This window comes from Rhodococcus sp. 27YEA15, assembly GCF_049739425.1.
Classification (GTDB): domain Bacteria; phylum Actinomycetota; class Actinomycetes; order Mycobacteriales; family Mycobacteriaceae; genus Rhodococcus_F.
In genome coordinates this window covers 627498-646371 of record NZ_JBMHHW010000002.1, presented here as the reverse complement: position 1 = coordinate 646371, position 18874 = coordinate 627498, and the positions used below count along the sequence as shown (strand labels likewise).

At 62.5% G+C, this 18874-nt stretch carries 17 protein-coding genes and 3 pseudogenes; 7 read left to right on the top strand and 13 right to left on the bottom strand.

Going from position 1 to position 18874, the window contains the following annotated elements:
- Positions 1-93 precede the first annotated feature (93 nt).
- Entirely contained in the window at positions 94-1065 is a 972-nt protein-coding gene (locus ABH922_RS27995; protein WP_424810267.1) for a hypothetical protein, read from the bottom strand.
- A gap of 428 nt (positions 1066-1493) precedes the next feature.
- Here ABH922_RS27995 and ABH922_RS27990 point away from each other — a divergent pair, with 428 nt between their 5' ends.
- Positions 1494-2525, top strand: a complete 1032-nt coding sequence (locus tag ABH922_RS27990) for a hypothetical protein (RefSeq protein WP_424810266.1) — start codon at positions 1494-1496, stop codon at positions 2523-2525.
- A gap of 346 nt (positions 2526-2871) precedes the next feature.
- Here ABH922_RS27990 and ABH922_RS27985 read toward each other — a convergent pair whose 3' ends face one another.
- The 3 genes from ABH922_RS27985 to ABH922_RS27975 form a co-directional block, all read right to left on the bottom strand.
- Positions 2872-4023 (bottom strand): McrC family protein, encoded by a 1152-nt coding sequence (locus ABH922_RS27985; protein ID WP_424810265.1) that lies wholly within the window; start codon positions 4021-4023, stop codon positions 2872-2874.
- Positions 4024-4105: 82 nt separating this feature from the next.
- Positions 4106-5509: an McrB family protein gene (locus ABH922_RS27980; protein WP_424810264.1), complete on the bottom strand. Its 1404-nt coding sequence runs from the start codon at positions 5507-5509 to the stop codon at positions 4106-4108.
- A 444-nt stretch (positions 5510-5953) separates the two neighbouring features.
- On the bottom strand, positions 5954-6454 hold the full coding sequence (locus ABH922_RS27975; RefSeq protein ID WP_424810263.1) for a hypothetical protein: 501 nt from the start codon (positions 6452-6454) through the stop codon (positions 5954-5956).
- A gap of 112 nt (positions 6455-6566) precedes the next feature.
- On the opposite strand from ABH922_RS27975, the gene ABH922_RS27970 reads away from it, so the two are divergent.
- The 4 genes and pseudogenes from ABH922_RS27970 to ABH922_RS27955 all read left to right on the top strand — a co-directional run bounded on the left by ABH922_RS27970 (position 6567) and on the right by ABH922_RS27955 (position 8929).
- Positions 6567-7370: a helix-turn-helix transcriptional regulator gene (locus ABH922_RS27970; RefSeq protein WP_424810262.1), complete on the top strand. Its 804-nt coding sequence runs from the start codon at positions 6567-6569 to the stop codon at positions 7368-7370.
- Positions 7371-7467: 97 nt separating this feature from the next.
- Complete coding sequence (locus ABH922_RS27965; RefSeq protein ID WP_424810261.1) at positions 7468-8400, top strand: SDR family NAD(P)-dependent oxidoreductase; 933 nt, start codon at positions 7468-7470, stop codon at positions 8398-8400.
- Positions 8397-8720, top strand: a pseudogene (locus ABH922_RS27960) (NAD(P)-binding domain-containing protein); the annotation flags it as partial. The gene ABH922_RS27965 and the pseudogene ABH922_RS27960, both read left to right, overlap by 4 nt.
- Before the next feature lie 14 nt (positions 8721-8734).
- Entirely contained in the window at positions 8735-8929 is a 195-nt protein-coding gene (locus ABH922_RS27955) for an NAD(P)-binding domain-containing protein (RefSeq protein ID WP_424810335.1), read from the top strand.
- A gap of 36 nt (positions 8930-8965) precedes the next feature.
- Here the strand turns inward: ABH922_RS27955 and ABH922_RS27950 are convergent.
- The 7 genes and pseudogenes from ABH922_RS27950 to ABH922_RS27920 all read right to left on the bottom strand — a co-directional run bounded on the left by ABH922_RS27950 (position 8966) and on the right by ABH922_RS27920 (position 15840).
- Positions 8966-9674: pseudogene (locus tag ABH922_RS27950) on the bottom strand (IS6 family transposase).
- Positions 9675-9880: 206 nt separating this feature from the next.
- Complete coding sequence (aspA, locus tag ABH922_RS27945; protein WP_424810260.1) at positions 9881-11314, bottom strand: aspartate ammonia-lyase; 1434 nt, start codon at positions 11312-11314, stop codon at positions 9881-9883.
- Positions 11315-11334: 20 nt separating this feature from the next.
- Complete coding sequence (locus tag ABH922_RS27940) at positions 11335-12501, bottom strand: aminotransferase class V-fold PLP-dependent enzyme (RefSeq protein WP_424810259.1); 1167 nt, start codon at positions 12499-12501, stop codon at positions 11335-11337.
- A gap of 150 nt (positions 12502-12651) precedes the next feature.
- Positions 12652-13344 (bottom strand): FadR/GntR family transcriptional regulator, encoded by a 693-nt coding sequence (locus ABH922_RS27935; RefSeq protein ID WP_424810258.1) that lies wholly within the window; start codon positions 13342-13344, stop codon positions 12652-12654.
- 318 nt (positions 13345-13662) lie between these two features.
- Complete coding sequence (locus tag ABH922_RS27930; protein WP_424810342.1) at positions 13663-13890, bottom strand: hypothetical protein; 228 nt, start codon at positions 13888-13890, stop codon at positions 13663-13665.
- Positions 13887-14230: pseudogene (locus ABH922_RS27925) on the bottom strand (asparaginase domain-containing protein). Before ABH922_RS27925 ends, ABH922_RS27930 begins: the two are co-directional and overlap by 4 nt.
- 221 nt (positions 14231-14451) lie before the next feature.
- Positions 14452-15840, bottom strand: coding sequence for a dicarboxylate/amino acid:cation symporter (locus ABH922_RS27920; RefSeq protein WP_424810257.1), 1389 nt, complete (start codon positions 15838-15840; stop codon positions 14452-14454).
- A 954-nt stretch (positions 15841-16794) separates the two neighbouring features.
- Here ABH922_RS27920 and ABH922_RS27915 point away from each other — a divergent pair.
- Positions 16795-17127, top strand: a complete 333-nt coding sequence (locus tag ABH922_RS27915) for a hypothetical protein (RefSeq protein ID WP_424810255.1) — start codon at positions 16795-16797, stop codon at positions 17125-17127.
- Between the two features lie 228 nt (positions 17128-17355).
- A complete protein-coding gene (locus ABH922_RS27910) occupies positions 17356-17547 on the top strand; it encodes a hypothetical protein (protein WP_424810254.1) in 192 nt (63 codons plus the stop codon).
- A 17-nt stretch (positions 17548-17564) separates the two neighbouring features.
- Here the strand turns inward: ABH922_RS27910 and ABH922_RS27905 are convergent, their stop codons facing one another.
- Positions 17565-17942 carry a hypothetical protein gene (locus ABH922_RS27905; protein ID WP_424810341.1) on the bottom strand — a complete coding sequence of 126 codons (378 nt, stop codon included), beginning with the start codon at positions 17940-17942 and terminating at the stop codon, positions 17565-17567.
- Positions 17943-18360: 418 nt separating this feature from the next.
- Positions 18361-18633, bottom strand: a complete 273-nt coding sequence (locus ABH922_RS27900; protein WP_424810253.1) for a transposase — start codon at positions 18631-18633, stop codon at positions 18361-18363.
- Positions 18634-18874: the final 241 nt, after the last annotated feature.

Here is an 18874-nt window from a genome sequence, read left to right as displayed (position 1 = left end):
ATCGAATGTCGCCTCGAACTCGGCTGACCAGTGCAGTCATGGTCAGCCACCGAGCTCGGCCACTCATTCCGCTCGAAAACTGGGGACTCGTCTCTACCTGAGGCCTGTCACCCGCGGGGGAAGTGCAGCATTTCGCTTGGCGTAGTACCGATGCCACCCTGCCGCCACAGGGGTCAACAGTGTCACTTCACCCGTGCGCGCCGCGAGCACGTTCAATCTATACAGCAGGACCGACACTCCGACGACTGTCATGACGCTGACGACGAGGTAGCGAACGTCGCCGTGTTCGAGCAACTCGGAAAGTACAGCAAGCTGGTATATGAGTCCGATAAGCACGTACAAGACCGCGCGAAACACATGTTCGACGACTTCCGACCCCACCCGTACGTACCTAACTAGTCGTATGTACTGCGCCGCATAGAGATACGCAAGCGCCGGCAAGAAGGACGCGACGATTGCCACCAAGAGTTTCTGGATGGAATCGAGTGGGAAAACCGATTTCGTCAGTTTCAGCAGTAAAAGCACACCGAGGGCAAATACGATGTGAAGAATCCATCCCGCCAAGGCCGTCCACCAGTCGACATTCGCAGGGGGTACTGCAGCACCAGCACCCAGAGTTTTACCTGCAACTAACTCTTTCACCTGCTTGCCCGCTTTTATGGACTGCTGGTAGTCCCGTCGTCGACTTTCGCTACGCACAGCTGCAGCAACCTTAGGATTGTCAGAGATGCTGTGCAAAACCGACAGCGCACACAACCCCGACACCCCGACCGTCATCGCTGTAATCCCAACCCCAACAGGAGTGACTGTCGCGACAAGAGTTCCAAGCAGAAGTGGAAGAATCACCGCAAAGCTGCGCAGCTTGTACAGTCGAATTTCGCGGCGGAGTTCCCACTTCTCAAGTGATGCAGGATCGGCGCTCGACGTGTTCCTCACAAGGCCGAGCGCTACAGCGACGAAGCTGAGAGCGATCGGCAATATTTGAATTGGTGTCAAACCGGTCACCCGCATGGGCGATCCCATCAAATGCACCATCACCACCGATGTCGCCATGATGACGCTCACCAGAAGTCCTGGAACGACATACCTATCGAGGAACGCAATCAGCCCGTCACTTGTCGAATCACGTCGCATACCGCTCCCCCACCCGCAACCTACTCAGGTTCTCGTCTCTATGCATCACGTGCCTCCAGCATCTCCCAAGTACGCATGACGCCTTAACGATACCTAGGCGGACTCGAGTCTGAGCGCACCTTCCATCCACAGTGTGGAATGAAACGCGACGAAAATGAGCTATTCCCCAGACCACAGGCCCGACCGGGTTCAGCGTCTGCATAATCTCCGAATCGGAGAACAAGGGCGCAGGTTCCGCGCTCAGCTCGATGTTCCAGCGATACCGTGTGGGTGAAGGGGCAGCGCTCGTCCTCAAGGCACAAAGCGGTTCAGCACAGCCCCTTAGCCAATCCTTAAGGGCGAGTAGAGAGGGAGTCCTGATGCTTGTCGGACGGTTCCAGTCAGTGATCAAGACGGACTACCACCAATTCCATATCGACCCGGTCCAGTCCGACAACATCCCCGATGGTGTCTACCCTGAATTCACCCTTGCGGTGTTCGGCGGACAACCGATCCGGGTAGAGGTCGGAATACGAGTGGGACCAGTCAACCTCGTCCTGGAAATGTACGACTCGGCACCCCAGTACGTGGATGCCGAGTGGGAAGATACGGTCGAAGGTGACCTGTTCTACGACAACCCCGGAGGCGTCGTCGTCTGGCATTTCTACTCCGGCGGCTTTGATCAGGCCATCCCCGAGACAGCCGGCCAAACTCTCACTCCCCCAGGAAAACACCGGTACCGTGTGCGGATCTACGCCCGCGAGCGTGACATTGAATACGATGGCCCACTCGCCGGTGACCCCATCGAGGACTATCTCATTCAGATGTGGCCGACGACAGAACCTGAATCGGCACGAGCGATCAAAAAACCTCTCAGGCCGATAGGTCACGGACGGTGCCAGCTCTTCACCCGCCCGGCGGGCCATAGAGAGGAGCCTCCCGACATGATCGTCAAACGACACCACACCGTCCTCGACGCCGACTACCAGCCAGTTCATGATCGAAGCTGGACCTCCACGGGATTTGGTACACGGGCGCTATCCAGACTTCCCCTCGCCATCTTCGCCGAAGACACCATCAGCGTAAAAGTGGGAATCAAGGGTGGACCGGTAAACGTCACACTTGAGGTTCACGACGGACCAGCTGAATACGACGCCAGCGAATGGGAGGATACCGCAGAAGGAGATCTCGTCCACGACACAGAACATGGGGTCAGCTTCCAATCATTCTGGGACGACGTACCCGAAAATCCCTCTGTTCGCGGCTTTACCCCACCCGGAAAACGGCGCTACCGCGTCCGAATTTTCGCCCGGGGCAAGGCTATTCATCACGACGGGCACCTTGTCGACAGTGATCCGGTCGAGGACTACCTGATCCAGATGTGGCCCACGACGGAACTTCGACAGCCTTAACAGGTCAAACATACCTCGGGCTACTAGGAAATGATCACGCTGCTATCAGAATTCGGCAGCAGCGCGCGTAGAGCGAACGCTATCGATAACCACCTACGGCGCCGAGAAATCTGTTCCGACAGAAACGTAGCTACCACCAAGGAAGCACGCCATCGTCTACGCCAAGAGCTCAAACCGCCAGTCGGACAAAGACATGCTCCAGCTGCCCGAACCCCGACTCCCTGCCATCACGCAGCCCTGACACAACAAACTCCATTCTCTGGACACACCCAGTCATACAGGTAAAATCCGCCTTTACCGGTGCCAATGACTCGTGACGTCTCAACATCGCAAACGCCGAACGGGATCACGCTGTGGCTGTGTCGAGTCGTTCGGTGATCTCGTCGATGAGTGTGTCGACCGAAGCCAGTAAGACGGCTGGTGGTGTGGTCAGGTCGAGTGCATGGCAGTAGATGGTGATGTCAGCTCCGACAATGTCGACCGCATGGGATTCGGTATCACCTTTCGCGTAGATCAGGTGCCCTTCGCGTAGCCCGAGAGCGGTGCAGTACGCGGTCAGTTGGTACATGTCGGCGTTCGGGCCGGTCTTACCAGTAGCGACGCTTTTGTATTTTGCGTCGATCACCGCCACAGGCTTGCCGCCGGGGTCGTACCAGGTCAGGTCCGGTTCGATTGTGACGGTGCGGCCGAGGTCGAGGTAGCGGGCCGGGCACTGTCCGGGGCGCGCTCCGGTGCCGCCGTGGCGAGTGATCGCGGCGGCGGTGGTTGTCATCAGAAAGTCCTCGAACACCTTCCACATGTCGAGGACGAATCCTCGCACGACGACAGTCCCGATCCGGTGCTCGATCGAGCGGTGTGTGGTGATCAGCTCCGCCAACTGCAGCGCCCAGTGGTAGCGCTCGTTCAACCTCGTCCGCAGTGGGGATGGTTCAGCGCCGGGGGTCGGTGGTGTGACGTCGGCGAGCGTGCGGCGAAGCCTGGCCAATCTCGTCCGCAGTCGCAGCGGCACTATCGCGGAACCGAGCAAGATGAGAGTGGCGGCAAGTAGCCGGTTTTCGTCGATGTCTTCGTCGTATTCGTCGTAGCGGATCTCCACTGGCAGTGTGAGTCCGAATCGTCGGGTGATCTGATCGCCAGCGCGTAGTCGCCCACGCAGGACCGGACCTGATTCTTCGACTTCCCGGTAGCCGGAGATCAGTCCGCGAGTGGTGGCCTGCTCGGCAGCGACGACGAATGCTTCGGCCAACGCGGCGACCAGATCGGTGTCCGTGTCGGCGAGCGCGGTGTGCGCCGACCACCAGGTGGGGTCGCGGACGTAACCCATCATCCAGATCACCCGGCTGATCGGTGTTTTCGGTTCAACCCGCACGGTGAGGGTGTCCACGGTGACGGCCCCGATCTTTCGGGTGGTGGTCAGCGTGAACAGTCCGGGCGTCGTCGTGGGTGTGACGGTGACCAGCCCGGTGGCCGCGAGCGCAGCGGCACTGTCCGGTGTCAACGCCACCTGTGGGCGGCACGACGGGCACCCAGGGCAGTGGTACCCGCATGGTGGTCGTTCGACGAGTGTGAGGGTGGTTGGGTCATTCACCGGCAGCCAGGCTCTTTTCCAGGGCGGCCAGGCTGTACCGGGCATCGAGGTCTACGGCGCGGTCACCGAAGTGGAATTCCTCGAGCAACGGAAGGATCGCGGTGTCCCACACCTGCTCCAGCCCGCCGTCGCTGTGGACGGCGGCGCGCATGAAGTAGGAAGGGCCGATCTGAAAGTCAGGGTCGTCGATCGCCGCGTTCAGCGCGTGGTGCAGGTCCGCGACGCGCTGCGGGTACTTGCGGGCGGTCAGCCAACGTCTCAGGACCGATTTCGTCGGCTCCTGCGCTGGGTGCAGGGGAACGAATCCGAAGCGTCGACGCATGGCCGTGTCCACGAGCGCGATCGAGCGGTCAGCGGTGTTCATCGTGCCGATGATGAGCACGTTGCGTGGCAGCACGAACAGTTCGGTGTCGTGCGTGGAGTACATCAATTCGATCGCCTCGTCACGGTATTCGAGGAGGAAGTACAACTCCCCGAAAATCTTGGCGAGGTTCCCGCGATTGATTTCGTCGATGACCAGGACGAACAACTGATCAGGATGCCGGCGGGCGCGGTCGGTGAGGCGCCGCATCGGGCCGGGCTTGAGCTCGAAACCGACCCGCCCATCACCCTGCGCAGTGGGGCGGAAGCCCTCGAAGAAGTCTTCGTAACTGTAGGCGGGGTGGAACTGCACGATGGTGACGTTGTCCGGGCCGGCGAGGTGCCGAGCCAACGTCTTCGCGATGTACGTCTTCCCGGTACCGGGCGGGCCGTAGAAGATCAACTGCGGCCGATCACGCAACAGATCGGTGCATCGGGCAAGCCAGTCAAGATCGACGTGCAACGAATCCGCCAACGCTTGATCCGGGTCAACGATAGAGAACTCGGTCGCCGCAGACTCGTTGTCGTCGTCCAACTCCTCGTCTACTTCATCGTCAGATTCGTTGGAGGTCTTGGCTTTCGGTGGATTCCACATCGGATACCACGGTTCTTGGTAGAAGTCGACAGGACCGTGTTGTTCCTGCTCGAAGGCTCGGCTGATCTCGAAAAGATCGGTGTCGATGTCATCGGAAGCTGGTCGCGGCAGGTATGACACAAAGGTGTCGCGAATACGCCTGCGGTGCTTCGGGCTCACGATCGACAGAAAGAACTCCGGGAACGCGAGATAGCGCAGGGCACCTCGTTGCATGGGCTGATTCGGTGTCTTCACTGCGGCCAAGGCCGCACGAAACGCGCGCGGGTCTTCACCGATCGCGGCCTTGTCGGCCTCGGTGAGGGTGTGCAGATGCAGCCCGAAGTTGATCAGCAACCACAACTGCGAGTAGCGGCCGAAGTTGAACCCTGGTCCACCGTGAAATGCCCCCACAGCAGTTGCCCTGACAACGTCGTCCGGGATAGCGACGGGTTCTTCCATCATCTCCAGAACCCTGCGGAGATACGCAATCTTCGTCCGCCCCAAGAGACTGGACAAAGGCAACATGTTGGTCAGAAAGATCTCGGCGAACAGTTGAATCGCCCCGTCGCTGGCACCGTCGAACTGATCCGCCAGCTTGTCCCAAAATCCCGACGACCCTCGTCCGGACTATCGACATACGTAGCTTTCAGCTCGCGGAAGTTCTCCACCGACCACACCGGCCGGCCGGGAGTGAGTACCGAATCACCCCGCAAGTATCCGTCGACGATCAACCGACGTCCTACCGCTTCGAGTTCATCCAACCCAGCTCGACGACTTGTCGTGTACTCACTCATGTCCGTTATCTATACCCGACCGATCACCCCAGTTTTACCTCACCTGCTCCAACAGCATCCCGAAGGTAATCCCAGAGACATGCAGTCTTCGCTGATCAGGACGTCCGATGGCCTATTTTTCGGTCGGTTCTGCGGTGAGTACGGCGCCGCGAATTTCGCGGTAACGGTGGAGGAGGTCGGTCATGTTTGCGTCGGGGTTCACCAATTCCGGGAGATCGCGGCCGTTGCGGAGGATCTGGTCTGCGAATCCGACTTGCCGGCGGCACTTCCGCAACGTGGTGGCGCTCAAAGGCTTTTCGGCCAAGGCCCGGGTGAGGTAGTCGGTCTGGCCGCCGAGGCTGTGGCGCGGGTTCTGAGTTCCGTTTCCGTCGCGGCGCGCGGCGATCATCTCGACCCAGTCGGCCAGCTCGTCAAGCGCCGCCTCGTCGTTCACGGCGGCACGCAATGCCGCATCAACAGCCTCCGGTGCATTGATGTCGGTGCACGGGTATCCGTGGCGGGTGAGGATTTCGGCGAGTTGGTAGTTGGCGAGATCGTCGTGGCGGCTCCACCACCAGGAAGCCCTCAAATGCACGATGGCGCTCTTGGGCAGCATGGGCGCAGTGTCGGTCATACGAAAGCCTTTCGGTGAGCCTGAGCATGTCAGGGGCAGGGGCAGCCGGTCTTGCCTGCGTCTTTGGGCATAGGCATCTGGCAGCGAGATCTGCTCGAGTAATGTCGCCGTTATGGCTGGACAGCGAGCGCTTGCAGAGTTTCTTCGGGCTCGTCGAGAACGGCTAACTCCCGCTGCGGTGGGCTTGCCCGATTCGCCGCGTCGACGCGTGAAGGGGCTTCGGCGGGAAGAAGTCGCCCAGCTCGCTGGTATCAGCGCTGACTACTATCTGCGGCTAGAGCAGGGTCGTGACGTGCATCCGTCGATTCAGGTGCTCGACGCTCTGGGAACCGCATTGCGTTTGAATGATCATGAGCGCGGACATCTCGCTGATCTGGTCGGTGTCGATAGCGGGCGGCGACCGGCCGTCCCGACCGTAACCCCACCGGTGTCGCCGTTGTTGACAGCACTCGATCCGCTACCTGCATTCGCCCAAAACCGGTTCATGGATGTACTTGACGCCAACACTGCGGCGCGACGTCTGTTCCCCCACATCCGACCAGGGGTGAATTTGCTTCGCATTGCGTTTCTTGCATCTGATGATGCTGAGCTGTACTCAGGCTGGGACGGTGTCGCAGCTGATGCGGTCGCGCATCTACGGTCGCTGGTGGGCGCCGACGTCGCGAGCCCCCGGATGACCCAACTGATCGATGAACTCTCAGCGGAAAGCCGCACATTTCGCGAACTGTGGGCACGTGGTGACGTAAACCCACAGCCTGCAGGGAAGCGACAGCTGCAGCACGCCGAGCTGGGGTTACTCGAGTTGGAGTTCTACAAGCTCAACGTTCCGGGCACAAACGATGTCCAGCTTGTCGTGTACTTCGCCGAACTCGGTAGCGAAACCGCAGCGAAACTCGGTCTGTCATCCCGAAGATAGGACTCGCCGTCCCAGGAAAATCTCGATCTGTTTCCCACACAAAGTTCGTCCGATGATGGGTATTGCTACGAAAATCCATCGAACCAGGGAACGTGAAATGCAGCAAATCGAGTCACCATTCGGATTCCACACCACAGCTGCCGAGGTCGCTGACGGCATAGATCTCACTGGCAAGACCGCGATCGTGACCGGCGGTTCGTCCGGTATCGGCATCGAGACCGCACGAGTACTCGCTCAGGCGGGCACGTCCGTCACTCTCGCTGTCCGCAACACCATCGCCGGAGAAACCGTCGCCGACGATCTTCGCGCTCGTACTCGCAATGGAAACATCGTGGTCCGACCGCTCGAACTCGCCGACATCGGCTCAGTGGCTCGCTTCGTCGCCGATTGGGATCGCCCTGTAGACCTGCTGATCAACAATGCAGGGATCATGGCAACTCCAGAGCTCACAAAAACACCCGAAGGTCGCGAGCTACAGTTCGCGACCAACTTCCTCGGGCACTTCCAGCTCTCGCTCGGACTCCACCGCTGGCTGACCCAAGCCGGAACCGCACGTGTCGTTTCTCTGACCTCGAGCGGACACCTCATCTCACCTGTCGTATTCGACGATCTCGACTTCAAGTTCCGGCCCTACGACCCTTGGGCTGCCTACGGGCAGTCGAAAACCGCTAACGCGCTTCTCGCCGTCGCGATCACCCAACGGTGGGCGCAGGACGGAATCACGAGCAACGCGGTGATGCCCGGCGCGATCGCCACCGGACTACAGAAACACACGGGCGGCCTACGCACCCCGGTCGAGTGGCGCAAGACCGTCGAACAAGGCGCCGCGACAACCATTTTCGCCGCTGTCTCGCCGCTCCTCGAAGGAATCGGCGGACACTACCTCGAAGACGTCGCCGACGCGCAAACCGTCACCGAACGAGCCGAGCTCGCCCGCGGCGTCGCGCCATACGCGCTCGACAAAGACAACGCCGACCGGCTCTGGGATCTTGCCGAGAACCTGGTTCACACTAGAGGAACCCTCGCATGAGTACGAACGTGGACACCATTCGACACATCGGCTGGATCGACCTGGGCGATCAAGGCGTTCCGATGGCACAAGCCCTGGCCGACCCCGAGAACCACATACTGCACGTCTGGGCCAGAAGAAACAGCTCACTGGACCCCCTCACCGGTCGATCATTCGTCCGCCATGACACCCCCGCCGCCCTCGCAGAGGCGGTCGATGTTCTAGCACTCTGCGTCCGTGAGGACTCTGACGTCGAAGCGCTACTCATCGAAAGCGGGATCGAAGGCGCACTCCGCGGAGGCAGTGTCCTGGTCAACCATGGGACTGGACTGCCCGGCTACGCACGAGGGATCGAATGCAACTGCGAGCTCGAAAGATCATCTCGCTCGATGCACCGGTCAGTGGTGGTCGACCCGCGGCGGAAACTCGCACCCTCACGACAACGGTCGGGGCCAAAGGAAGCCCACGAACCGCTCGGCTCTATGTTCGGAACCTACTCGATACGGTACTGTCACGCCAATCGAAAAGTTCAGCAGCGCAGCTAATTTGAGACAGAATTTACAGGACACCTCAGGGTCGTTCACTTTCAGGCGGCGGCAGTCGCGGTGACTTCCTGCCAGAGCGCGAATCGGTCGGCCATCTCGGTACGCCATTGGGGCGCCGAGAGCTTGTGTGGGTTGGGCCGGACGTGCGGTGAGATGTCGCCGAACGCGGACAGGAACCGCTGCGCATGCCCAGGTGATGTGAAGCGTTTCATCGCCCGCTCGCGTTGTCGGGTCGGTTGATGGGAATTCTCGGCCCGGTTGCTGAAAGTACTTGGATCGGCGATGCTCGACCGAGGCCAGTATCTCGCGGTGAGCGACGCTGTAGCTGGTCAGCTTGTCGGTGACGATCACTCGCGGCGCATACTGCAACCCCTTGAGCAGCTTACGGAAGAATCGCTTGGCGGCGTTGCCGTTTCGGTGCGACTGGGCCAGCACGTCGAGCACGTTGCCGTGCTGGTCGACCGCCCGCCACAGATAATGGTGGCTGCCGTTGATACGGATGAAGACCTCGTCGAGATGCCATGTGTCACCGGGCCGCGCTCGCTGTCGGCGCAGCTGGTTGGCGTATGCCTGCCCGAATTTGTCGCACCACCGCCGGATCGTCTCGTAGCTGACCACGACACCGCGTTCGAGCATGAGTTCCTCGACCTCACGGAAGCTGAGCGGGAACCGGAAGTACAACCACACGCAGTGGTTGATGATCTCGACCGGGTAGCGGTGACCTTTGTACAACGGTATAGAGGTGCTCACGCCACATTCTCCCAGTTTGCCGCGTTCAACAACGTGACAGTGCCCCTTCACGACCACGTCATTGGGGCCGGGATAGGGCAGAACGATGGTGACGGTTTCGACGGGCGCGTCTTGGCTACAGGCGACGACGCGTGAACGTGCTGTTTCATTGGTGGTTAGTCATAGGTGGTTCCAATCGTGGGGCCTGCGGGGTCGTTGTGGTGGGGTCAGGACACCAGGACCGATCGCCGGGTCTGCGAGGACTTGATCTGCAGCTCGACCGACCGAATCAGGTTTTCGGGCTTCAAGATTTCGGCGATCTCGGCTTCGGTGAGCAGACCCCGCTCGAGGACGAGGGCGGGGATGCTTCGGCCGGTCGCCATCGCATCGGCGGCCACCGAGGTCGCGGCGGCGTACCCGATGTAGGGATTGAGGGCGGTCACCACGCCGATCGAATGTTCGACGGTGTGCCGCAGATGCTCGATGTTGGCGGTGATCCCCACAACGCACCGGGTGGCCAGGGTGTCGCACGCATGGGTCAGGTGCGTGATCGACTGAAACAGGCTGTGCGCGATGATCGGCTCGAACGCGTTGAGCTGGAGCTGACCGGCCTCGGCGGCCAGGGTGATCGACACATCGTTGCCGATCACCTCGAACGCGACCTGGTTGACCACTTCGGGGATGACGGGGTTGACCTTGCCGGGCATGATCGACGAACCCGCCTGCACCGGAGGCAGATTGATCTCCGACAGACCCGCCCGCGGGCCGGAGGACAATAGCCGCAGATCGTTGCAGATCTTCGACAGCTTGACCGCGGTGCGCTTGAGGACACCGGAGAGCTGGACGAACGAGCCGACGTCCTGGGTGGCCTCGACGAGGTTGGCGGCGGTGGAGACCGGGATCTCGGCGGTGGTGTTCAGGTGCCGGCACACCAGTTCTGCGTAACGGGGGTGGGCGTTGAGGCCGGTGCCGATGGCGGTGCCGCCGAGGTTGATCTCCTCGATCAGTGCGCCGGCCTCGAGGAGCCGGTCGGCGTCCTCGCCGAGCATCACCTCGTAGGTGCCGAACTCCTGGCCGAGGGTCATCGGCACGGCGTCCTGCAGCTGGGTGCGGCCCATCTTCACGACGTCGGCGAATTCGACGGCCTTGCCGTTGAACGCGGTCGCCAGGGTGCGCATCGAGTCTTGCAGGCGGCGCAGCGCGAACTGCACGGCCACCTTCACCGCGGTGGGATATACGTCGTTGGTGCTCTGGCCCATGTTGACGTGATCGAGCGGGTGCAGCAGGTGGTAATCACCGCGGCGGTGGCCGAGGGTTTCGAGCGCGCGGTTGGCGATGACCTCGTTGGCGTTCATGTTAGTCGAGGTGCCGGCCCCGCCTTGGATGACGTCGACGACGAACTGTTCGTGCAGCGCACCGTCGCGGATCTCGATGCATGCGGCGACGATCGCGTCGGCCTTGTCGGCGTCGAGCAGGCCTAAGTCCCGGTTGGCCAGCGCCGCGGCCTGCTTCACGCAGGCCAGGGCGACGACGAGGTCGGGGTAGGTGGAGATTGGGATCGCGGTGATCGGGAAGTTCTCCACCGCCCGCAGGGTGTGCACACCCCAGTAGGCGGCGGCGGGTATCTCGCGGTCGCCGAGCAGGTCATGTTCGATACGCACCGGCTGGTTCCTGTGGTTGCTCACGAGACACCTGCGGTGGCCGGGGCCGTCTTCAGTGCGGTGGCGAGGAGCTCACCGAACCGGGTGACGTCGTCGGAGGTGTTGTACATGCCGAACGAGACCCGGATGCCATCGCGGACAGGCGAGACTCGGGCGTTGTTCTCGGCGAGGGATGCCGGCAGCTCCGGTTGGGTCAGGTCGAGGACGTAGATGTGAGGGGAGCGGTGCTCTCGCGCGCGCGGGCCGACCAGCCCGACGCCGAGAGAGTCGGCGATCTCTATCAGCTGGTCACCGAGTTCGTGAGTGTGCTCCTCGATATTGGCGACGCCCACCGACTCGATCAAGTCCAGGGCCGCACCGAGGGCGTGGATGGCCGGAAGATTGAAGTTTCCGATTTCGAACCGGTGCGAGTTGGCGCGCAGCTCGATCGGGTCGGCGGTCGCCACCAGGTCCGGGCGGGCGTTGGCAATACCGGCGGTGCCGACGTACGTCGGCGTCAGCCGGTCGGTGTCGGCGGCGGTCCACAGGAATCCGAGACCCTGCGGGGTGAGCAGGCCTTTGTGGCTGCCCGAGGCGAGGGCGGCGATACCCAGCGTCGGCACGTCGAGCGGGATCACACCGACGGACTGCATGGAGTCGGCGACGACGGCGATGCCGCGGTCGGCGGTGGCGGCGGTGATCGAGGCGACATCGTTGCGCTGGCCGGAGTGGAACATCACGTGCGAGATACCGATGGCGCGGGTGCGGTCGTCGATGTAGGAGGCGAAGGTGTCGGCGTCGGCCCACTTCTTGTCGTTCGGGACGAGCCGGACCTCGAGACCGGCGGAGCGCTTGGACAGCCAGGCGTAGGCGTTATTGGGGTGCTCGCCTTCGAGGAGCAGGACGTTGTCACCCGGTTCCCACTGCACACCGTTGGCGCAGATGTTCAGGCCCTCAGAAGTGTTCTTGGTGAACGCGATCTGCTCGGGGGCCACGGACAAGAAGGTGGCGAGCTTGGCGCGGACCTGCTCGACCCGCTCGAGCCACAGGTACTTCGGCCCGGCGAGGGTGAGGGCGGAGTCGTAGAAGCGGTCCAGCTCTGCCCGCACCAGACGCGACAGCGGCGTCTGGTGGGCCGAGTCGAGGTAGAGGGTGTTGTCCGCGGCCGGGAACTGGTCCCGGATCCCGGAGTTGTCGAGGAGAGCCATGAGAGGTCGCTTTCTACTGTGGTGGGTTTCTTGCGGTGCCCTCGGATATGCCGGGGAGACCGTTCGCAGGGCGGCGTCGGGCGCGACACCAGCCGTGAGCTGTGAAGTGATGTGGGTGATGGTTGGGTCGGTGGTGTCCGCCGCGGGGATCTAGTCCTGGTGGTGCAGTACTGGGTAGTCCTCGTAATGCCTTGTGTTGGAGTCGATTACAGCGAGTTGATCCTTATCGACAATGGCGTTGGCGAGGTCGCGGTGCACCTCGAGGGAGAAGGCGGCGATGTCCGGGGTGTACTGCTCGTGCAGTAGCCACTGATCGTCGCGGTGCCGGTCGGTCAGTTCGGTGACCATCTTGATCAGGTACGGGCTGTGCGAGGCGGCGGCGATGATCATGTGCAGATCGAGCGTGGCGAGCAGGTATGCCTTGTAGTCGTGTTGCTCGAGGTGCTCTTCGAGTTCGACGACCACCGCTTGCAGTTTGAGCAGGTCCGATCGGGTGGCCCGGCGGCAGGCGAGCAGCGCGCTGGAGAGTTCGACAGCTTCCCGGATGTCGAGGGACTCGGTGATCGAGATGCCCGCGAGCAGGCCCGCATCGTCGTCGAACCCGCCGTCGAGGTGCGGTTCGGAGACGAAGCTGCCGTCGCCGAGCCGGGTGTCGACATGGCCTGAGAGCTGCAGGACCTGCAGTGCCTCCCGGATGGCGTTACGGCTGACCTTGAACTCGGCCGCCAACTCGCGTTCGGACGGCAACCGGGTCCCGATCGCGTACTGCCCAGACCGCATGCGCTCGAGCAGCCGCTCCGCGACAACCTGGGACTTACGGGTTCGATCCGCCGGACGCGACATTTTCATCCCTCCTTTCTACCGAACATTGATCGGGGTGGTTGGACCAATCCCGGCGTGGTGTCAGATCTCCGCCGCCATGAATTGGTTAAACCGGTCCTACCAGTATGCGTTGTGGCGGTGGCCACGTCAATCCTCGGAGCGGCCTGGGACACCGGGGTGTCGAGCAGTTCGAACAGCTGGCGCAGCGGGGAGCGGTGGGCGTCTGACCACAGGGCCATAGTCACCGCGGTGCGGGCCTTTAGCCCGTCGAGACCGCCGGTTGGAATCAGCCCGGCCGTCAGCAGCGCGGTCTCCGAGCCGGCAAAGCCACCGTAGGTGTTACGCAGGGTGTTTCCGCCCCCCGGTGAGCGAGGCCAGCACCACCGGGATGCGGGCGGCGACTTCAGCCACCCGGGAGGCCTGGTCGGTGAGGATGTGTCCGCCACCGAACCCCTCGATGACCAGCGCATCGGCGGCCCTGGCGGCATCAAGCCACCAGCCGTCGTCGCCTATCGCCAGCAGCACCCGCGGCCGCCGATGACAGTACGTCGGGGTGGGCAGGATCACCCGCTCCTCGTGCACGACACCGGCCGGTCCGAGCTCCCCGGAGATAAGGCGGCGGTGGAGCTGGTGTGCGCCTTGCGCACCGAGCGGGCCGAGTGTAGTCGACCATTGAAGGCCACCAGCACATCGTGGGCCCGATCCGCTGGACAGACGGCGGCCCGGACGGCGTCGGCGAGTTGACCGGACCGTCCGCACCGGGCAAATCGCTGTGCCGCATCGCCCGGGTCACCACGACCGCGATCCCCGACGGAATCAGCAGGTCCAGGACGAAGGCGGATTCCTCGTTGATGTCGGTGCCCTGACTGACCACCACCGCGTCGCCCCGCTTGCGCGCCGCGGCGATGCGGTCGACGACGTCGGCGAGGACCTCGAAGGTGATCTCGCAGGAGGGCCCGGGGGTCGAGCGAGTCGACCTCGACGCGTGCGATCTCCTTGAGCTGGGGAATCCCGGCGATCAGATCCGGGCCCTGCGGGCGGGGATGGGCTCGGCCGGAGTCGTTCACAGTGGAGGCGATGGTGCCGCCGAGCGTAAGGACCAGGGCGCGGGGGCGATACGGCATGACCTCAGGACTCCGCGCCGGAGGCCTGGGCGCCGGCGAGCCGGCCCGGTCCGTGCCCCTTGCTGCTGGCGATCGCGGCCGTGTCGAGGCTTGCATTGGTCGCCACCTTCGCGGTGTTTTCTTCGGCCCGCGCTTTCGCTGTGGCTTCCTCGGCCCGCGTCTTCTCATGGCGGGCCGTGGCGGCGGCGTGCGTGCCCCAGCCGAACTTCAGTCCCCACTTGCGGGTGGGGCCGGTGAAGCTGCCCTCCGAGCGGTCCAGGATCACCGCGGCGAGAGCGTCACCAATGATGTTCACCGAGGTCCGGGGCATATCGGCAAAGAAGTCGATGGCCAGCAGGATCGCGACGCCCTCTGGTGGCAGTCCCAGCGCGGTCGACGCGGCGAGCAGCGTGACGATGGACGCCGACGGCACCGCCGCGATGCCCTTGGTGAGTAGCATCAGCACCGCCACGGTGGCGATCTGGTGGGTCAGCGGCATCGGCACCCCGTAGGCGTTGGCGATGAACAGCACCGCCATCACCTGGTACATCGAGGCGCCCGAACAGTTGAACGAGTAGCCCAGCGGAACGGTGAATGAGTAGGTATTGCGTGAGACACCGTAGTCGTCGAGCTTGTCGAGCAGCGGTGCGAGGGCGACCTCGGTGCTGCGGGTGATGAACGCGATCATCGTGGCTGGGAAGATGCAGCGGAACAGGCCCCAGTAGCGGACGCCGAAGGTGATACCGATCAGTGGGAACAGGCCGAACACGATGACGGCGAACCCGAGATACAAGATGACCAGGAACTGCCCGAGCGCGAGCAGCGACGAGAATCCGTACTTCGCGGCGCTGTGCGCCATCAGCCCGAACACGCCGATCGGGGTCAGTTTGATGATGTACCCCATCACCGTGAACATCGTCGCCGACAACGAGTCCAGGAAGCTCTTCACCGGGGCCGCCTTCTCACCGATGGCGGCCAATGCGACACCGAAGAAGGCGCCGAACACCAGCAGTGCGAGCAGGTTGCCCGTGGACATCGCCTCGATGACGTTGCTCGGGAAGACCTGCAGGATCATCGTCTTGAAATCGACGCCTTGCTGCAGGTTTTCCAGATTCGAGGTATCCGAGGTCGGCAGATCCACACCCTTGCCGATCCCGGTCAGATTCCCGATCGTCAGGCCGATCAGGATGACCACCGTAGTGACAATCTCGAAGTAGATGATCGACTTGCCGGCCAGGCGGCCCAGCGTGCGGGTCGATTCCATCGTCGCGATCGCCAGAATGATCAGCGGCAGCATCAGCGGCACGATCACCATCTCGATCAGATGAATGAAAATCGTGCCCAGAAGCTGCAGGTTCAGGCCCCACTGCTCATTGAGAGTGCCCACGAGCAACCCGGCCACGACGGCGATCATGACCTGGGCAGGGAGATTGATGCGGCGCAGCCACCGGAACGGACCGGTGGCCGGCGCGGAATGCGCGGCCGGATGTGCGAACGAAGTCGACATGAGGTTCCTTCACCTACTCGGAGGCAGAAATTGGTCTATCTGGTTGGACCAGTACGACCAGTGTTGATTGTGATGCCGCCCTAAGTCAAGAGGGAAACGTGATCTGTTTCACGCTGGCAACATAACGGTGACCCCACCCATGCAGTATCGCCAGCAGATGTCGCCGCGGCGCCCGGGCCTTTGACGTCCCGTTTCCGGCTTGCCCGGCCGCCGAGCGAACCCGCACAGACACCCGCGATGTCGCCGCAAGATCGTGCAGACTGAGCGACTCGGTTCGCCCCGCATTCGCAGCAGTTGGAGTCGCCGACAGGGAGGCGCCCTGTGTTCCGACGCGGTACCGAGACCCCCGGACGAACACGATCTGGGCGAATCCCGGATCGTCGACGACACCGAACCGGGCCACCGCCCGTGGCGTGATCTGCTGACCTCCACACCGGGCCGGCTCATCCTGCTCGTGGCGGCCGTCCTGGCCGCCGGTGTGTGTAGTCGGCAGCGGTCGCGGCCCGGCAACAACAGATCCAGACGCTGCGCGCGCCCACACCGAACCACTGTCGGTGGCCGCGCAGAACCTCTACAGCTACCTTTCGGTCGCCGACGCCGCAGCCACCACCTCGTTCATCTCCACCGATGCCGATCCGGCGGCACTGCTGCAGACCTACACCCGACTTCTCGCCGACGCATCCACCGCGCTGGTCACCGCGACCACCGGGGTTGACCCGACCCGACCCTGTCCAGCAGCTCTCGGACATGTCCCGCTACCTGAGCCTTTACGCGGACTGGTCGCCACCGTCCGTGCCAACGACACGCCGGGAACCCGATCGATGTGGCCTAGGCGACATCTCAGCCCTGATACAGGACACGGTGCTGCCGATCGCGCGCACCCACTACGCCGACCAGGTCGATGCCGTCGCAGGGACACAGACCCGGACCGAGCAACTGCCGACGTCCGTACTGGCCACCATGGCGGCGGCACTGGTGCTGCTGGTCCTCTCCCAGTTGTATCTGGCACAGCGCACACCGGCGCTCAATCCGGCCTTGCTCGCCGCGACGGTCTTGATGGCACTCCTCACGCTGTGGCTGGGCACGGCAAGCCAGGTATCCTCAGCAGCCGGCGAGCACGCCCGGGTGGGACGGCACGCAACCGCTCGCCGCCATCGCGAACGCCCGAATTCTCGCGCAGCAGGCCCGCGCTGACGAAACCTTGTCGCTGCTGCAGCGCGGGGCCGGCACTCAACCCGAGATCGACTACGCCGCCCACATCGTCGCACCGACCGACCTCATCGCCCAGCATCCGCCCGGATCGTCGGCGGCGGCCGCTGCCCTGGGCGAAGCCGACACAGCGCTCGACCTGCGGGAAGGTGCTCACACCCGAGTTCAGCAGGCCCTCGATTCCGGCGACTTCCGAGATGGGCGCGCATCGCGGTGCGCCCGTCTGCAGATGATTCCGCGGCAGCGTTTGAAGACCTCAACACCCATCTGCAGGAGGCGATCACCGCACTGCGTGAAGACGCCCTCGACACCACGGCTCAGTCGTATCGGGTGTTGGCCGCCCTCGCGGACGGGGCCGTGGTTGCCAGTGTGCTCGCCGCACTCGCCGTCAGCGGCGGCCTGTAGCTCCGAGTGAACGAGTGTCACTGATGATCCCTCGCACCCGCACCACCCGTCGACATCGTCGCGCGGCACTCGTGCCCAGTCACGCTGCGGTTCTCGGCGTCGGCGGGTCGATCCTCGATCGGGCGTGCATCGATGATCTGCGACCTCCATTGCGCTTTAATACTGTGCCGCTTGTTCTTTCGAATCGGTCGCCATGTTCGTAGGCGCTTGCACGGTTTCTGCGGAATGACACCCCACCGAGTGGTGTAGATCGATCGGTAGATCGTCTCGTCGCTGATCGCCAACTTGTCGTCGCCGTGGTGCAGTCTGAGGTGCCCGACGATCTGCTCCGGCGACCACTCGTCTTCGAGTATCGATACCACCTTCTCACGCAGTACTGGGCGTCGTTGCAGCAAGCATGGTTTGGGTCGTCTGGCCTGTGTACCTGCACGTCCTGTGCGGCCGCAGCTCGGTAGGCGTACCGTCCACCATTCCTGCTAATTTCCCAGCTTATCGTCGGGGGTGCCCGGCCGAGAGCTGACGTCATCGAGCGCACGGAATCGCCCGAAACCATTGCCCGCGAAATTTCCTCACGTTCAACAGGTGTCAATTGATCGGGACGCGCTTTGTGCGGTGCAGGTGCAATGCCGCCGTGATACATCAGGAGAGTGTGTAGACCGATCCCGGGCTTTCCCCGTGGCACGGGAGATGACGCTGATTGACTCCCCAGCTCGCCACCGTCGCCACGACTCCTCCTTCTTCTCATCCGACATGCCTGGCCGACCTATCTTCGACACTCACACCGTCATTCAGCTGCACTGTTGCGCTGACCCTTTAATTGTAAGGCGACTTTTTCAGGAACTCGTTTTCCATCCGCAGCCTGCGGATTTCTGACTCCATCTCCGCCACACGTGCCGCCTCCACAGGGTTCGTCGCGGTCGCCGGGTCGGGATTTTTCTTACGCCAGGCATCGACCCAGTTCGTCAGCGTTCCGGCGTTTATTTCCAGTTCACGAGCCACATCAGCGGTCGAACGATCCGGACTGACAACCATCTGCACAGCTTCCGCCTTGAACTGCGGACTGAATTGACGACGCTTCTCGGTCAAGTACAGATCCTCTCTCATGCCGAGATTCACTGTCCAAGATCATTGGTACACCCCAGGAGTGTCACAGAGTTCGGTTAATTCGTAACAGATATCTACTGCCGGGCTGGATGGCGACGATCTTGTCTCGTCTGCCGAGATCGTGGCCAAATCTCTTGTTTTCAGGAGGATTTGGGATCGATCGACTGTCACAGGTGGCAACGGTGTTAGGAGTCCGCTTTCGCGGACATGTTGTGTGAATGAC

Coding starts and splice junctions, on each gene's coding strand:
- ABH922_RS27990 (WP_424810266.1), top strand. CDS start 1,494: ATGCTTGTCGGACGGTTCCAGTCAGTGATCAAGACGGACTACCACCAA.
- ABH922_RS27980 (WP_424810264.1), bottom strand. CDS start 5,509: ATGATGGAAGAACCCGTCGCTATCCCGGACGACGTTGTCAGGGCAACT.
- ABH922_RS27975 (WP_424810263.1), bottom strand. CDS start 6,454: ATGACCGACACTGCGCCCATGCTGCCCAAGAGCGCCATCGTGCATTTG.
- ABH922_RS27970 (WP_424810262.1), top strand. CDS start 6,567: ATGGCTGGACAGCGAGCGCTTGCAGAGTTTCTTCGGGCTCGTCGAGAA.
- ABH922_RS27965 (WP_424810261.1), top strand. CDS start 7,468: ATGCAGCAAATCGAGTCACCATTCGGATTCCACACCACAGCTGCCGAG.
- ABH922_RS27955 (WP_424810335.1), top strand. CDS start 8,735: ATGCAACTGCGAGCTCGAAAGATCATCTCGCTCGATGCACCGGTCAGT.
- ABH922_RS27940 (WP_424810259.1), bottom strand. CDS start 12,501: ATGGCTCTCCTCGACAACTCCGGGATCCGGGACCAGTTCCCGGCCGCG.
- ABH922_RS27935 (WP_424810258.1), bottom strand. CDS start 13,344: ATGTCGCGTCCGGCGGATCGAACCCGTAAGTCCCAGGTTGTCGCGGAG.
- ABH922_RS27920 (WP_424810257.1), bottom strand. CDS start 15,840: ATGATCGCCGTCGTGGCCGGGTTGCTCGTGGGCACTCTCAATGAGCAG.